At 49.7% G+C, this 15,722-nt stretch carries 17 protein-coding genes; 3 read left to right on the top strand and 14 right to left on the bottom strand.

Features of this window, described 5'->3' with window-relative positions:
• Nucleotides 1–28: 28 nt before the first annotated feature.
• Both PV02_RS05260 and purC read right to left on the bottom strand, forming a co-directional pair.
• Nucleotides 29–1,477: a phytoene desaturase family protein gene (locus PV02_RS05260; RefSeq protein WP_256622337.1), complete on the bottom strand. Its 1,449-nt coding sequence runs from the start codon at nt 1,475–1,477 to the stop codon at nt 29–31.
• Between the two features lie 52 nt (nt 1,478–1,529).
• Nucleotides 1,530–2,243: a phosphoribosylaminoimidazolesuccinocarboxamide synthase gene (gene purC, locus PV02_RS05265; protein WP_256622338.1), complete on the bottom strand. Its 714-nt coding sequence runs from the start codon at nt 2,241–2,243 to the stop codon at nt 1,530–1,532.
• A gap of 163 nt (nt 2,244–2,406) precedes the next feature.
• Here purC and nikR point away from each other — a divergent pair, with 163 nt between their 5' ends.
• Complete coding sequence (gene nikR / locus PV02_RS05270) at nt 2,407–2,829, top strand: nickel-responsive transcriptional regulator NikR (protein ID WP_256622339.1); 423 nt, start codon at nt 2,407–2,409, stop codon at nt 2,827–2,829.
• On the opposite strand, the gene PV02_RS05275 is transcribed toward nikR, so the two are convergent.
• The 7 genes from PV02_RS05275 to PV02_RS05305 form a co-directional block, all read right to left on the bottom strand.
• Nucleotides 2,824–3,195: an ArsR/SmtB family transcription factor gene (locus PV02_RS05275; RefSeq protein ID WP_256622340.1), complete on the bottom strand. Its 372-nt coding sequence runs from the start codon at nt 3,193–3,195 to the stop codon at nt 2,824–2,826. The genes nikR and PV02_RS05275 overlap by 6 nt on opposite strands.
• Nucleotides 3,196–3,330: 135 nt before the next feature.
• Entirely contained in the window at nt 3,331–6,036 is a 2,706-nt protein-coding gene (locus PV02_RS05280; RefSeq protein ID WP_256623058.1) for a cation-translocating P-type ATPase, read from the bottom strand.
• A gap of 60 nt (nt 6,037–6,096) precedes the next feature.
• Nucleotides 6,097–7,011, bottom strand: coding sequence for a PfkB family carbohydrate kinase (locus PV02_RS05285; protein WP_256622341.1), 915 nt, complete (start codon nt 7,009–7,011; stop codon nt 6,097–6,099).
• 39 nt (nt 7,012–7,050) lie between these two features.
• Nucleotides 7,051–7,359, bottom strand: a complete 309-nt coding sequence (locus PV02_RS05290; RefSeq protein ID WP_256622342.1) for a PAS domain-containing protein — start codon at nt 7,357–7,359, stop codon at nt 7,051–7,053.
• A 343-nt stretch (nt 7,360–7,702) separates the two neighbouring features.
• Nucleotides 7,703–7,978, bottom strand: a complete 276-nt coding sequence (locus tag PV02_RS05295; RefSeq protein ID WP_256622343.1) for a ferredoxin-thioredoxin reductase catalytic domain-containing protein — start codon at nt 7,976–7,978, stop codon at nt 7,703–7,705.
• An 84-nt stretch (nt 7,979–8,062) separates the two neighbouring features.
• Nucleotides 8,063–9,274: an FprA family A-type flavoprotein gene (locus PV02_RS05300; protein ID WP_256622344.1), complete on the bottom strand. Its 1,212-nt coding sequence runs from the start codon at nt 9,272–9,274 to the stop codon at nt 8,063–8,065.
• A 19-nt stretch (nt 9,275–9,293) separates the two neighbouring features.
• A complete protein-coding gene (locus PV02_RS05305) occupies nt 9,294–9,782 on the bottom strand; it encodes a ferritin family protein (protein ID WP_256622345.1) in 489 nt (162 codons plus the stop codon).
• Between the two features lie 299 nt (nt 9,783–10,081).
• Between PV02_RS05305 and PV02_RS05310 the strand changes: the two genes are divergently transcribed.
• Both PV02_RS05310 and PV02_RS05315 read left to right on the top strand, forming a co-directional pair.
• On the top strand, nt 10,082–11,185 hold the full coding sequence (locus tag PV02_RS05310; RefSeq protein WP_256622346.1) for an inositol-3-phosphate synthase: 1,104 nt from the start codon (nt 10,082–10,084) through the stop codon (nt 11,183–11,185).
• Between the two features lie 20 nt (nt 11,186–11,205).
• Nucleotides 11,206–12,039 (top strand): DUF429 domain-containing protein, encoded by an 834-nt coding sequence (locus PV02_RS05315; protein ID WP_256622347.1) that lies wholly within the window; start codon nt 11,206–11,208, stop codon nt 12,037–12,039.
• Nucleotides 12,040–12,060: 21 nt separating this feature from the next.
• On the opposite strand, the gene afpA is transcribed toward PV02_RS05315, so the two are convergent.
• The 5 genes from afpA to PV02_RS05340 are packed head-to-tail and all read right to left on the bottom strand — an operon-like array spanning nt 12,061 to nt 15,592.
• On the bottom strand, nt 12,061–12,615 hold the full coding sequence (afpA, locus tag PV02_RS05320) for an archaeoflavoprotein AfpA (RefSeq protein ID WP_256622348.1): 555 nt from the start codon (nt 12,613–12,615) through the stop codon (nt 12,061–12,063).
• 43 nt (nt 12,616–12,658) lie between these two features.
• The gene (locus PV02_RS05325; protein WP_256622349.1) at nt 12,659–13,357 is read right to left on the bottom strand and encodes a ferredoxin--NADP reductase; all 699 of its coding nucleotides are present in this window, start codon (nt 13,355–13,357) and stop codon (nt 12,659–12,661) included.
• 5 nt (nt 13,358–13,362) lie between these two features.
• Nucleotides 13,363–13,989: a flavodoxin family protein gene (locus tag PV02_RS05330; protein ID WP_256622350.1), complete on the bottom strand. Its 627-nt coding sequence runs from the start codon at nt 13,987–13,989 to the stop codon at nt 13,363–13,365.
• A 21-nt stretch (nt 13,990–14,010) separates the two neighbouring features.
• Nucleotides 14,011–14,202 carry a 4Fe-4S dicluster domain-containing protein gene (locus PV02_RS05335; RefSeq protein WP_256622351.1) on the bottom strand — a complete coding sequence of 64 codons (192 nt, stop codon included), beginning with the start codon at nt 14,200–14,202 and terminating at the stop codon, nt 14,011–14,013.
• Between the two features lie 16 nt (nt 14,203–14,218).
• Nucleotides 14,219–15,592, bottom strand: coding sequence for a multiheme c-type cytochrome (locus PV02_RS05340; protein WP_256622352.1), 1,374 nt, complete (start codon nt 15,590–15,592; stop codon nt 14,219–14,221).
• Between the last annotated feature and the right edge of the window lie 130 nt (nt 15,593–15,722).

Raw genomic sequence — 15,722 nt, forward strand, 5'->3', positions numbered from 1 at the left:
CATCTTTTTCTTCTTTTGCCTTTCCCGTCTATTTGTGAAGGTTACCGTCCTCGTTCATACGCTGAAGCAGTTCTATTACCGAGTAGGCTGCGCGGGTGATCCCCATGCTGCGTCGGTCGGTATCGGTGCCTGCCACATACAGGTTGTTGATAGGTGTCCTGATGTCAGCAAAATATCCGTTGATGGTCACTGCAGCCTTTTCGGGAACAGTGATCTGCTCGTGCCTCATCTGGATATGGTCCTCGATACCGGGAATAGCATGATAGATCGTTTCATATGCCTTCTTTATCTCAGAACCCTCGTCACTATCGAGACCGATGATGAATGAAAAGCCTACCAGTTGCCTGCCCTTGGGTGCAAGGGAAGAGTCGTAGTTGCTGATGGGCATGGCCCAGTAAGGATGGTTCTTGAACCATATCTCCGATCCGATGTAATTGAACTCCTCCATGACGGAGTCCAGCCCGAGCCATACTGTCAGGCTCCTGGCATGATCCACGTTCCTTAGTTCCTCCATATATGAGTTTGGCAGGGTCTCTACCAGCCGGGGCAGGTCGGTAACAAAGCCGGTATACACCACAGTACCTGCATAGTATGTCTCATCTGCTTCAACCCCGACAACTTTGCCGCTATTAGTGAGTATGTTCTTTACTTCACAATCTGTCTTTATCTCCACGCTGCGTGGCAGGGAGAAAAGCAGTGCATTAAGAAGTGATTTCAGTCCCTTTCTCGGGTACCCTTGGGAATAGCTTACCCTGTTGGTAGCGAGTCTCCCAAGTGTCGTAAGCGGCTTGGATGCCTTGTTCATCCTCGTCTGCAGGGATGTATGCAGGTTGGAGGGCAATATGGATTTGAGGACAGGCTCGGTCTGTGGCTTTTCATGGGCCTTCATAATGCTTTCCATCTGCTCCTGGGGAACACTGTCCCTTACAAAACTGCTGCCTGAAAGGATCCTTTGTGCAGATGTCTCTTTCATGTCCCTTCCCGAGAGGAAGTAAGATATCGTATCCACGAAATCATAGGTGTCCTTTGAAAGGTTATCCGGGATGAACTCCTGCACGGACTGTTTTGAAAGGTCGATGCCAAAGGTGGAGAGTGTCAGCGCTTTGGTTATAGCCTGCGAGACGATCAGCCTGTCCTTCTTCGGAAGCACGTCGAACGTAACGAAATCCCTTATGTTCGAGGGAACTTTCAGGAACTGGTCCTCTGTCCTTACATAATAGTGCCCGTAGTCCTCAAAGACAGGCATGTAATCAAAATAGTTGTCCATCAGCCTTCTCAGCGGTCCCACTTCCAGATGCGTGATGGCGTGTGCACCGGTGTCAACCTGGAAGCCGTCTACCATATAACTGTTACAATTGCCGCCGACAAAACTGTTTTTTTCAAGAACCAGGACTCTGTTGCCGTGTTTTGATAGCGTGAGTGCCGCCAGCAGGCCGCTTATGCCTGCACCCACAACTATGACATCGTATTTTTCCATCTTTCCCCTCGGAATAATTGTAAGTGTAAGTGTAAAAATAATGGCAGAGATATTATTTAAATATCTCCGGTACTATGCGCCTTGCGACTTCTTCATAGGCCTTGGAAAGGTCACCCTTGTCAAAGCGGAATATATCCTTGTCCATGGACTGTCCCGTGCTCTTGTCCCAGAGCCTGCAGGTGTCACAGGAGATCTCGTCGGCCAGGACTATCTCCCCGTCCTTCCTTCCGAACTCCAGCTTGAAGTCGGGGAGCAGGAAGCCTTTGGAATCAAGGTATTTCACGAGTATGTCATTTATCTTGAGTGCCATGGAACGTATCTGGGCTATTTCCTCGTATGTGGCTACCCCCATTGCAACGGCAATATCCTCGTTGAGCATCGGGTCGCTGTATTCATCGCTCTTGTAGTCCAGGACGACAACAGGCTTCTTGAATACGGTACCCTCCTTTATCGGGTATTTGCGGGTTATTGAGCCTGCCGCAATGTTGCGCGGTATGACTTCGATGAGAACGATCTCAACTGCGTCAACAAGCATCTCAGTATCTGAAACCATGTCTATGTAGTGGGTCTTGATACCTTCTTTCTCAAGCATCTCGAAGATCTTCCTTGAGATCTGGGCGTTATAGTACCCCTTTCTCGCAGCTTCGCTCTTCTTCTTGCCGTCGAATGCCGTGAGGCTATCCCTGAATTCAACAACCAGTTTCTTCGGATCGTCGGTCTTGTATATTGTCTTTGCTTTCCCTGAGTATAACTGTTCTTTTTTCATAACATCACCCCTCTAAGGTATTCTGTGCTTTAATCTTTTATGCTTGATATCGTATAACTATTTATGTCTGAATTTATGTATTATAAGTGACACTAAATGTTATTACAATTTACATGTTGTTATTATTTCAAACTAATAATGCTTATTCAAGGTGAATTTAACAATGGACCAGGAACTTATGCGCATAGGTGTATCGCTTCCGGAAAACCTTCTGACGAAATTTGATACCATTATTGAAAAAAGGGGATACTCCTCCAGGTCTGAAGGCATCAGGGACTCCATCAGGAACTATATTACCCATTATGAGTGGATGAGCGACGTAAAAGGCAGGCGCGTGGGCACTATCACACTCATATATGACCACACGAAGCGCGGCCTGTCCAGCGCCCTCACGGATATCCAGCATGATTACTCCCACCTCATAAAATCTGCTATTCACATCCATCTCGACCATGACAATTGCCTCGAGGTGATCATCCTTGACGGGGAGGGTGAGGAAGTCAAGACCGTTGCCGAGAAGATCATGGCCCTCAAGGGAGTGACCTACGTAAAGCTTAACACGGCCCTGCCTGCAGAAAGCCTATAATTCCTTCTGGAATCTGTCGCTGATGGAACGTTCAATGGTGTGTAAAAGGGATCTTCCGAAATCAGTGAGATAATAGGTCTGGAAATTCCTTTCTCTTTTTGATTCCACCATATTTGCATCCTTGAGCAGCTTAAGATGATATGAGAGAGCGGAGTGTTTATAATCCGTGATCTCAGCCAGTACGCAGACGCAGAGCTCGCTCACTTCAAGTGCCCTGAGGATATGTATTCTGACAGGATCGGAAAGGACCTTAAAAAGAGATACCAGGGGACCGACATCCTCCTGCATTGTCTCATGGACCAGCATGGCTACTTTATCAGGAAGGATGTAAGGTTCCGGACACTCTGCATTTGGCTCGATTTTCATCATGTGACTATTGTTCTTGTGAGATAATAAGTTTTGTAATACTCCGCGACAGTCCATATATTATTAGTTCAGGCCCTTTGAACTAAATAACGGAGCGTACTTCCTGCCGCTGGGCCCTGTGTCATTCTGGCTACATCATTTCATACCCCGTACTCCGTATTTGATACCTTCCGCAAAGAGGAGCGTTATGAATGCAACTCCAAGCGGCAGTACCCAGTCGGAGGGTGAAAGAGGCACAAGCTCAAATATATCGTTCAGGAACGGGATGTACATTACCGAGAGTGTGAGCAGGACAGTGCTGAGCACACCTACTATCATCAGCCGGTTGCTCAGGATGCCTATCTTTGTGACAGGTTCTTCAAGGGATCTGAAAGCGAACGGTATGAAAAGGATCATGCTTACAATGGTGGCAAACGTAAGCGTCCTTGCCATTGTGGTATTGCCTGCGGGGTCATTGAGCAGGAACACCAGAAAGGCCGACGACGCCATGGCGGCAGCCATGCTGACCATGATGATCACATTCCTCTTCTTAAGCAGGCTCTCCTCCGGGTCCCTCGGTGGCTTATTCATGATCTTTTCCTGCACAGGATCAAGACCTAGGGCTATTGCAGGCATTATCTCGTCGAACATGTTGATGAACAGGATCTGCAGGGCAAGCAGGGGAATAAGGTCAAAACCCAGCAGTAGAAGTCCCAGCATGATAAGCGTGACCTCTGTGAAGTTCCTGGAGATAAGATACGTTGTGAACTTCTCTATGTTCTCGTAGATCGACCTGCCTCTCTTGACAGCCTCTACGATGGTTGCGAAGTTGTCATCCTGCAGCACCATCAAGCTGGACTGCTGCGCCACGTCAGTTCCTTTAAGTCCCATTGCCACGCCTATGTCAGCTTTCCTCAGGGCGGGCGCGTCATTGACGCCGTCCCCGGTCATGGCGACGATCTCCCCATTCTTCTGCAGCGCTTTAACTATCCTCAGTTTCTGCTCGGGCATTGTCCTTGCGTAGACGCTGATCCTGGAAGCTACCTTCTCGAACTCCTCTTCGCTCAGCTCGTCAAGCTCGGAGCCTGTCACGGCACAGTCTGCCATGATGTGCCGTATCTTTCTGTCACTCTCGCCAAGAGGGCCGGTGTCGGTATGGCAGGCATCCGCATCATCCAGAAGTCCGACGTGCCTGGCTATGGCCTTGGCTGTATCCGGATTATCTCCGGTTATCATAATTATCTTGATACCCGCATCGTGTGCTATCCTCACGGCCTCTCTGACCTCATCCCTCGGAGGGTCTATCATGGCCACGAGCCCTAGGAAAGTCATATCCCTCTCAAGGTCTTCTGCGGAGGGGTCCCCGGGGTTCTCGTTACAGGCAACTCCGAGCACACGGTATGCAGATGAAGCCATTTCATGGTTCATATCCAGTATGATTCTGCGCTCGTCATCTTTCAGGTCGAGGGCATTGCCTTCCTTCTCTATTCGGGAGCAGCGCTCAAGGACATACTCGGGAGCTCCCTTTGTGAAAGAGATTCTCCTGTCCTCCTGCCTGTGGACGGTTGTCATGAGCTTTCTCTCGGAAGTAAAGGCGATCTCGTCGATCATGGGATATTCCTTATCAAGTTCATTCTTCCACAGCCCGGCCTTTGCGGCAACAACCACAAGGGCTATCTCCGTTGGGTCTCCCACGGTGTCCCAGTCTCCTTCTCTTTTCTCAAGGGACGACGTGTTACACAATGCAACAGCCTTGAGTAACTTCTTTGTAGTATCGTGATGGGAGATATCAATCTTCTCTTCTTTTCTCAGGAACTCTCCTTCGGGAGTATATCCTGAACCGGTTACCTCGATAACCTGCCCGCTGGCAAAGACCCTTTCCACAGTCATCTCGTTCCTGGTAAGCGTCCCTGTCTTGTCGGTGCAGATGATCGTAGTTGAGCCCAGGGTCTCGACAGCCAGCATTTTCCTCACGATGGCATTATGCTGGGCCATTCTTCTCATCCCGAAGGCAAGTGTGATCGTCATAATAAGAGGTAATCCCTGGGGTACTGCAGCCACGGCCAGTGCAAGCGCCACCAGCAGGATCTCGGTGAGAGGAGCCCCTGTGAGCAATCCCAGGATGAATGTAGTGAGTGAGGCAAGCAGAGCTATCGCTGCAAGCTTCTTTGATAGGTTTGTAACTTTTTTCTGCAGGGGTGTGGGCTCGTCATCAGCCTGGATGAGGCCTGCTATCTCCCCGATCTTTGTGCCCATTCCTGTGGATATGACCACAGCCCTGCATTTACCGTGAACTATCTGCGTGCCTGCGAATATTGCCTCTCCCACGTCTTTCCATACAGGCTCGCTTTCACCTGTAAGGGCTGCCTCCTCGACCCTGAGGCCGTCCGATCTGAATACAACCGCATCTGCAGGGATATTGTCTCCCATCTCAAGGACCAGCACATCGCCGGGTACGACATTCTTTGTCTGCACGTTCCTGAGCTTATCGCCCCTGATAATCGTAGTCTCGGGCCTGACAATGTCCTTCAGGGATTCAATAGCCTTCTCTGCCCTGTATTCCTGGATGAATCCCAGTATAATCACAAGGGCTATTATGAACAGTATCACCCAGAAATTTATAACCTCGTCAGCCAGAAGAGAAATGATAGCTGCTGCTATGAGCACCCATACAATAAAATCGGCAAACTGCCTTTTGAATATCCGCCAGGCTGTCGTCTTTTTTCTTTCTGTCAGCTCGTTGTAGCCATACTTCTCAAGTTGCCGGGACGCCTGCTCTTCTGTAAGTCCTTTTTCGGAAGTCCCTGCTTTGGCAAATATCTCTTCAACAGACGGAAGCTCATCTTCCACCGGACCTTCCACCAATTCACTCTCCCATACATTGATTGAAGGATTAACATTTATAGATATTTGTACCGCCTTTCAGGATACAAGTCTGAGGGCATACTCCCTGGAGATGTAATTCTCAGTGCTCATGCAGACCTCGGTGGCAAAACCAATGCCATTCCCGATAATGTGGTCCCATGCATCCGCGGGAATGTTCCCGGGCTGCTTCCTCCCAATGCCTTCCCTGCACAAAGTGTACACGATCCCTGCATTGAAGCTGTCTCCTGCACCCACGGTGCTGACAGTCTCTATATCCGGTGTGCTGTAGTATTCTGACAGCGAAGGGGTTCGCAGATACACTCCTCTGCCTGAGGTGGTGTACACAAGGCAGTCGCCTCCTGCACCAAGTACGTAGTCATAGGCTTCATCAGCATTCCTGCACCCGCCAAGAGACATCATATCCTCATCCGAAGCCCTGATAATATCGGCCTTCCGGATGTTACTGTCGATAAGGTGTCCGATGCTGTCAATATCAGGCGTGAAATCCTTCCTGATGTTAGGGTCATACAACACAGTCGCGCCTGTCCTGGCTGCTTTCCCAAGTATCCGGTTCAGCCCTTCACTGAGAGGTTCCAGGCACGCAAGGATGGAGCCGAACATGAGGATATCATCTCCCTTAAGATCCATGTTAGACTTCAGTTCCCTCTCCGACGGGAAGTCCTCATAAAAACTGTAACGGGCATTGTTGGCACTATCCAGTAGCGCCAGGGCCAGAGGGGATTTCCTGTTATCATATCGGGTCACATACTGGCCTGACACCTTGTTCTCTTTCAGGAACCCGCATATGGTGTCTCCAAGGGCATCTCTTCCGAATTCGCTTACCAGTTCGACAGGAATGCCTGCCCTGCCAAGTGAGACCGCGCTGTTGAGCATCGCTCCTCCGGGGCAGGCGGCTACAGGCTTACCCTGTCTGAAAAGTATATCATAGAACGTTTCGCTGATTGCAAACACGCAGGAAATGATAACACCCCGGTATGCAGTGAATGTGCTTCAGTCCAGCAGTGTTATCACTGTCGTGAAGTAGGCAGGCTCTCCGCTATCATCTCTCTGGATGAAGGTATGGTCCTCTGCAGGCATTAGTTCGCCACTCTTTGTCTTTACCCTGTATCTCAGGGTGAGCCTGTAAGCTCCCTCCCTTGCGTTCTCAAGCAGTTCGAGCATTACACCGGGCAGCTCCTGCGGATCGACGATATCCTCATATGTGAGTTCTCCGGAGCTGAAGTCCTCAGGTCTGTACCCCAGGACGGATATCTTTGCTGAGATAATCTTTACAGGTCCATTCTTTACTGCGGGGCGCACGAGGACTATCACCGGCAGCTGCCTGATAAGATCCTCCAGGGCCCTTGTATATGTGCCATATGCGGGCTGGCTTGCAACAGACGTCTTTTCCTGCTCCTCTGCCTGAAGGAATGCCCCTTCTTCCAGATCATTGGCTTCGATGTCCGATATTACTCCCCCTATACCTGTGGCATCTTATTTCCTAAAGATGCCGAATGATCAGTAATCTATCATCCTCTGATTTAAGCCTGTCTTCAGAGAACGTGTTTAAGTATCGGATACTTCCCATCGGTCAAAAAAGCAATGAACTGTTGAAGGAAGGGGGAAAGTTTCCCCTTCCTGTGCAGGAATCGCACCTTAGTCCTTATTTTATGAAAAGACCGCACTTGCAGGAGCCACGCGTCTCAAGGTCCTTTGCCCTTGCGGCACACGGGCAGATGATCTTTTTATCCTTCTCCTTGTCCCCGGTCCTCGGCTGGCAGAAGCAGTACCATTCTCCAAATTGTCTCTTGTTATTGCAGATACCTTTTACCGCAGTGGTGATGACATCCCAGTCACTGTTCAGCTTGTATCCGCCGTTCTCTGCATTCTTCTTCGAGCGTTCATAGAATTCAGCTTCAAGTTCTCCGTCAAATCTCATTTTTACCACGCTGTTTTATTGTTTTTGTTTTACCGTTGTCCTATACTTTTACCATTATTCTATAATAATGCTGCCATATCTAAATCAGGATCTTGTCATTTCCTTTGCAATCTCTGCAAGACGGCCACCGATATCCCTGCATGCTTTCAGGTCTTCTTTGAAAGGCCTGAACTTGACCTGCAGGCTTTCCATGGCAAGTTCGTATCTTGCTGCTTCCATCTCCTTCTCCATACCTTTGGTCGCACCGCCGCCCCAGCCATAGGACCCGAAAAGGAAATATTTCTTATTCTTCGGATGAAGCCCTGTCATGTATGTCAGGAATCCGGCAACTGTGTAGAACATCTTATTGTTCATCGTAGGGGAGCCAATAGCAATGACCGGCGAGTCCATGATCTCCTTCATGGTCATGCTCCAGTCATTCTTTCTCAGGTGACGTATCCTTACTTCCACACCTGCCTCCCTGACACCCTCGGCAATCTCCATCGCCAGTTTCTCGGTGCTGCTCCACATGGTGTCATATATCACAAGCACCTTCTCTGACACCTCCCCCCGTGCCCACCTTCCATAGGCTTCGATTATCCCTGCCGGGTCTTTCCTCCATATTATCCCGTGGGCTGGAGCTATCATCTCTATGCCTATTCCAAGCTCGTTCAGCTTATCGATGTATTTGAGTACCTGCGCACTGAAAGGCAACAGGATGTTAGCATAATAGACAGCTGCATCTTCCATTACATCATCCACTTCGTCATCAAAGCGCTTGGAAGTTGCCACATGCTGGCCGAACGCATCATTGGAGAATAGTATCCTGTCTTCCTTGAGATATGTCTGCATGCTGTCAGGCCAGTGCAGCATGGTCGCCTCTATGAACATCAGCGTCTTCTTCCCCAGTTTTATCTCATCCCCGGTCTTTACCACCCGGAAGTTCCAGTCATCACATCCCATCTCCTTATAATGCTCACATAGTCCTGATTTCCCCTTCGGGCTTGCAATGAGGGTGGCATTCGTGGCAATGTCCATGATAGCAGGCAGTGATCCCGAGTGATCCATCTCCACGTGGTTGGAGATGACATAATCGATCTTTGCAGGGTCAACGAGCTGTCTTATCCTCCTGAGCATCTCGTCCGAGAAACTTGCCTTCACCGTATCGATAAGTGCTATCTTCTCATCGATGATCAGGTATGCATTGTAGCTTCCTCCTTTAGGGGTCTCGTATCCGTGGAAGTCCCGAAGGTTCCAGTCAACAACGCCTACCCAGTAGATCCCTTTCGCTATCTCCAATGGCTGTAGCTCATCCATAATCCCGTCTCCTGTATATTCACGTCTGCATCCTGAACTCGGTGGCTGCTTCAAGAAGCTCGTCTATTATCCTGTAGTGGCCTCTTTCGGCAGCGGCAACATTCTCAAAGAAGGCTTTCTGCTCCTCGTCATCTGTTCTTCTTGCCAGCTCTGTGTAGAAATACTCGCTCTTGTGCTCAAACCTGAGGGCTGCCAGGAGAATACTTATTTCTCCCAGTTCCTTGCCGGAGAACTCCTTTGTGAAGGAAGCCTTGAAATCAGGGTAACTGAATTCCACAACCGGAGCTTTTTTTTGTTCCCTGTACTGACGAAGATATTCTGCATGTTTCTTTTCCTCATCTGCAAGGAAGATATAAAGACCCATGACAGTTTCACTGCTCATACCGGACGCTTTTTCCATATAATACTCCCGTCCTTCGTTTTCAAGTTCAATGGCCATTGCAATTGCTTCGTCAACGGATCCAAGCTTGTCAAGCTTGTCAGATATTTCTTTTAACACATCTTTCATGCTCATATCTCCGACAGAATGAAAGTCAAGTATAGTCAGTCAAATGCGATCCTGTTTTTGTTTGCCTGCCTATGAACAAATCCCACTGCTTCACGTTATCAAAGTCGGGCTTAATATAACTTTCGAAGGTTGGCTCCGTTTAAAGCAGGTATGAACTGGGCATTGTTGATCCTTTTTAGAAAAAAAAGGCTGGCTAAACCTTTATTTAGAAACCTTTTTATTCACTATCATCCTTTACAAAGGTTATATTTAGTTTGATTCCAGTATTTTAAAAGTATTATTTTGATAGAGGTAATGTGATGGATAAAATCAAGATCGCAATTGCGGGTATTGGCAATTGTGCAAGCTCTCTGATCCAGGGTATCGAGTACTATAGGGACAAAAGTGAAAACGACTCCATAGGATTGATGCACTGGGATATCGGTGGTTACAGGCCTTCCGATATTGAGGTGGTTGCAGCCTTCGATATCGACATGAGGAAAGTGGGAAAGGATGTTTCGGAGGCTATCTTTGCGCCGCCTAACTGCACTGCTGTGTTCTGCAGTGACATTCCCAAAACCGGCGTACTTGTAAAAATGGGCTGCACACTCGACGGCTTCTCAGACCACATGAAGGATTTCGATGAGAAGAGGACCTTTGTACCTTCAGGACAGCCTGAAGCCACTAAGGAGGGTATCGTCAAAGAGCTGAAAGACTCAGGTGCAGAGATATTACTCAACTATCTTCCGGTAGGCTCTGAACAGGCAACCCGGTTTTATATGGACTGCGCCCTTGATGCCGGTGTTGCATGTATCAACAACATGCCTGTCTTTATAGCAAGTGACCCGGAGTGGGCTGTCAGGTTTGAAAAGAAGGGTATCCCAATAATTGGGGACGACATCAAGGCACAGCTGGGTGCCACCATCACCCACAGAACGCTGGCGGACCTTTTCAACAAGCGCGGTGTGAAACTGGAGCGAACCTACCAGCTTAATACCGGCGGTAATACTGATTTCCTGAACATGCTCAACCGCAGCAGGCTTGCCTCTAAGAAAACGTCCAAGACAGAAGCTGTACAATCCGTAGTCGCACAGCGTCTGGACGATGACAATATCCACGTCGGACCAAGCGATTACGTTCCCTGGCAGAACGATAATAAAGTTTGCTTCCTGAGAATGGAAGGCAAGCTCTTCGGGGACGTGCCCATGAACCTGGAGCTGCGTCTCTCAGTGGAGGATTCTCCAAATTCCGCGGGTGTAGTGATAGATGCCATCAGGTGCTGCAAGCTTGCCCTTGACAGAGGGACTGGCGGCGTGCTTTATTCACCGTCTGCCTATTTCATGAAGCATCCTCCCAGGCAGTTCACCGACGATCAGGCTCACAAGATGACCAGTGAGTTCATCCGCGGCGAGCGTGCAAACTGAAAGCCGAAACAGGCTGCAGCATGATATATACTGAAGGACAGCGCCGGATATATGGTGTTGACTTCAGTGGCTCAAAGACAGCATGCAATAAGATATGGATAAGTGAAGGTATTGTCAATGAAGGTATCCTTGACATCTCTGCCTGTTACCCTATATCGAAGGTAGTTGCAGGCGGGGCAAAGGACCTTGATTCATGCCTGCTTGCAATGCGGTCCCTGATAAAGGGAAGTGGCAAAGGGATATTCGGTATGGATTTCCCTTTCAGCCTGCCTCATCCGCTGCTTTTTTCCGGGAATAATGATTCTGACTGGAGATCTTTCATAACTGCTTTTTCCGGCAGGTATTCCTCAGCCGAGCAATTCCGTGAGGATATGAGATCACTTGCCCCCGGCAGTGAGCTTAAGCGCCTGACTGACACAGAGGTCAAAGCTCCGTTCTGTGTGTACAACCTCCGGCTCTACAGGCAGACCTATTTCGGTATCCGTGAAGTGCTGAGCCCTCTTGTGACCGAGGATTCGGCACGCGTCCTGCCCATGCAGGAACCTGCCAGTGACAAGCCCTGGCTTATAGAGGTATGTCCCGCCTCTACGTTGAAAAAAGAAGGCCTCTATATCCCTTACAAAGGCAGGTCTTTCCGGGACTCAGAAGCAAGAGAGTACATCCTTGAGGAAATGCTGGACCGGGGAATAACTCTCTCCCCGCTCATAAGGGAGGCCGCCCATAAGAATGCAGACGGGGATGCCCTTGACAGTATAATCGCAGCCTTTGCAGTCTCCAGGGCCGTGAAGCAGCTGGACCTTTTACGGGAATCGCTCCCGCAGATATATCTTACTGAAGGTTACACATTTTTCTGAGGGACGAGCATCTCTGCAGCATCAGGTCCTGTCAGGCCTGCTCACGCCGATTATATCGTACAGGTCTGAAGGCTTCTGGATCACGGTGATATTCTCCATCCCTGCAAGTTTCTCTGTATTGGAAACGTCGATCTCCCTCATCTTCAGGTTGATGGTCTTTCCCTGGGGTGATATGGTCTGCACACTCCCTCTCTTCTGGTCCACTGCCATTATGTAGATCGGGGTTTCGCCCTTTGCTGTCTGGGCAACTGCGTTTGTGAGCAGGGTGTCTGCTATCCCATAGACGATCTTCGCAACGGTGTTGGCAGTGGCAGGAGCAATGACAAGTGCATCATAGTGGCCCACCTGCAGGGGTCCCACAATGAAAGGTGAGTTAGGTCCTCCTTCCTTCTTGAAATCTGGGAAGTCTTTCTGCAGGTCGCCCCACATATGGTACCACTTGAGAACAGTTTCCCCTTCCTTTGAAAGGAAGACTGTTATCTCGACATCACTTCTTTTGCTGATATCCACCATTACGTCGTACGTTTCCTTTATCAGGTCCCCTGAGCCTGTTATCCCCCATACTATCCTCTTCATTTTGTAGTCTCTCCTGGTATTATTGTGTATATTGCCGCCTGTGTCAGTATCCTATCAGCGATTCTTTCTTTATCCTCATGTCCGGTATGCTTAGGGAGCGCAGTATTTCCACCATCGAGTCTACCATGGGAGGCGGCCCGCAAATGTAAAACTCCCTTATTGCATAGTCAGGCAATTCCCTTCTCACAAGGGTCTCGCTGATGCGGTCCCTGGACCCCGTCCAGCCCTCCGAGGCCCTTGTCAGGGTCTGGAACACCTTCAGGTGAGGGTTCAGGCTAAGCATTTCCGATAGCTCCTTCCAGAATATCATGTCCTCTTCGCTTCTGTCACTGCAGATCAGCACAATGTCCGTATCCAGTGACATATCAGTGCAGTATCTGCAGATGCTCCTCATGGGGGTGATACCTATCCCTCCGCTGAGCAGGGCAATCTTCTCGTATTCTCCCTCATAGGTCATCTTGCCGTAGGGACCGCTGATGTTGAAGGTATCTCCTTTTACCATGGAATCCAGTGCATCCGAATATTCATGGCCGGTGAGTTTCTTTGTGAACTCCAGGTGCTCTTTTTCCGTAGGGCTGCTTGAAAGGCTGAACGGTTTGCTTATGCTTTTGCCGTTAACATCAAGCGTTACCACAATGTACTGCCCTGCTTTATAATCAAAATCCTCAGGCCTTCTGAACCTGAAGCTTTTGATATGTTCGCTGCGCCTTATTATCTCACTCACATGTGCCTGGAATTTCAATCTATTTACTCCTGCTCTGCCTTCTTTATTAATAATGTGGTTTCCATCAGTTTTTTCATTGTCCTGCGGAGGCTCCTCAGCCCGTCGGGGTCCTCGGCTACTCCTTCGGCTCCCTTGTCCTTTGACCAGAAGGTTCCTCCCAGGTTGGACCCAAAAGATCCCCCTCCGACAGGTATCATTTCGCTGATAACGTAAAAGTCATGTATGGCCCTGATGGCAGGCTCCTGTCCTCCTATTCGGTCTCCTCCCACGGCTGCTGCAGCACCTACTTTATTCATGAACGCTTTCGGGTCACGGGCGACCACGGCCCTGCACCTGTCCAGTATTGTCTTTGTCTGGGCGCTGAGTGTGCCCTGGTAGACCGGAGTGCCTATTATCCAGGCATCGGCCCGGATCATTTTCTCGTACAGCTCCACAAGATCGTCCTTATGGATGCATCCCTGTTTGGTACGCACGCAGTAGTCACAGTGGATACAGAACTTCATGTCCTTTCCGCTTGCAGAGAAGTATTCGGTTTCTGCACCGTATTTCTCCCGTGCATAACGCAGGGCTTCGTTCACAATATAATCTGTGGCTTTCTTCCTAGGGCTGCCTGATATACCAAGCAGCCGGATAGCTGAACCTTCGGACATATGGCACTCCTGTCTCCTTGATCACTCGATGCTTATTGATTCCGTGGGGCAGGCGTCAATGCATATCCCGCACTCAACGCAATCTTCTGGCCGGGCGACAACGGACCTGAGTTCTCCGCTTCCGTCCTCCTGAAGCTCTATCGCGTTTGTCGGGCAGGCCTGGACGCATGCTCCGATGCCTTCACATTTGCTTTTATCTACTTTTACAGGCACTACTATATCCTCCTTTTCATTGTTTTTTCTCCGGGTTGAGAAGCGTCAATAACAAAGTCAGCGCTATCAGCGCGACAGCTGCCATGGGAGCCGTGAAACCGGGTGTTTCTGCCTGGGCCTCCACAGGCCTGTCAGGGTCATATATGCTGCCTGATGCCTGGACCATGCTTATCACAGGCACTTCATGCACCCCTTCTCCGAACAGGTGGTCCACCAGTCCCTGGGGCGCTGACATATATTTTAAGGTTGCAAGCACAGTTACCGGGTATGCCGTATTTTCCGGCAGGGTGAAAGTGTGCTCCTCGATAACGGTCTCCCTGGGAGCTATCCTGTTATCTGCAATGACCCTGTCCGCAAGCCAGAAGCTCAGGGTCTCGTTCCCTGCACCGTCCCCAAGCACGGTATTATACATCATGCCCGGTTCCATGCCCGGGGAGCTGCCCACTTTTGCTGTGCTGTAGATATTCTGTCCCTTGCTGTCGGTAACTTCCACCTGCAGCCACAACTGGCGGATCTCGGAGACTCCTGTGGGCAGCATGTGGCCTGCACCTGAGTTGGTGATAGCTACCTCGATAGTGACATTGTTTCCTTTGTTTGCAGTAAGGGGTGCATCAAGGCTGAGAGTTGCGGCTTTTTGCAGTCTCTCAATGGCGAGCTTCCTTTGTTTCTCAGCTCCCAGCATCCCAGTTACGAATGCATTTCCTCCTACGGTGCCGTGCAGTGATATGTGCTCCCTCTTTACTGAACTTGATGCGGACCTGCCGGGATTAGCCTTGAATTCGGTAATTCCCGGGCTCATGTGGCAGTCCTGACAGGTCACACCGTTCTGTCCGTAGTAGCTCTCTTTCCATGTGCTGTAGGTATCATCGATCACAAGGCCATTGACAGGATGACTGACCTGGTGGCACATGCCACAGAATTCAGACTGCGTGTGAAGCTCCAGATATTCTGAGGCGTGGTAAGCTGACTTCGAATCATTGAATGGCCCCCATTTCATATTACCCGGACTGGCGATGAAAGGCGCATTGCCGGTGCCGTTACTGCCAGAGACCGTATGGCAGAAGTCACATTGAACTCCTTCATGTGCGATCTCACTGAGCTGTGATCCGTCTGCAGGGGGTATCTCGCCGGCAAGTACGCCTATGGGAGTGTGACAGCGGGAGCAGAACTCATCGACCAGCCCTTCAGTATCCTTGCCGGCTGCATGGAACTCCCGCTGGTATAAGGGGTCAGCATATGCATTTGCATGCATCGTTCCTTCCCATTGGTAATGGATGATTGCATGGCACTGCTGGCATTTGCTGGCAGCTGTGAATTCCGATGAGGAATATTCTCCTGCAGGTGTGGGCTCTGCTGCACTCGTACAGCCTGCAAGTAATGAGAACGCCATGATCGCGGTCAATAGGATGGTGGCTCTGATAGTGTTTCCTCCGTTTTGGTATGGTGTGCCATGCAGCAGGCGCAGCTCGTAAGGTCAGTGCCCGATGCAATGGACAATTAAGATCAAAAGAGGACCAGGG

Source organism: Methanolobus chelungpuianus (assembly GCF_024500045.1).
In the GTDB taxonomy this organism is placed as follows: Archaea; Halobacteriota; Methanosarcinia; order Methanosarcinales; family Methanosarcinaceae; genus Methanolobus; species Methanolobus chelungpuianus.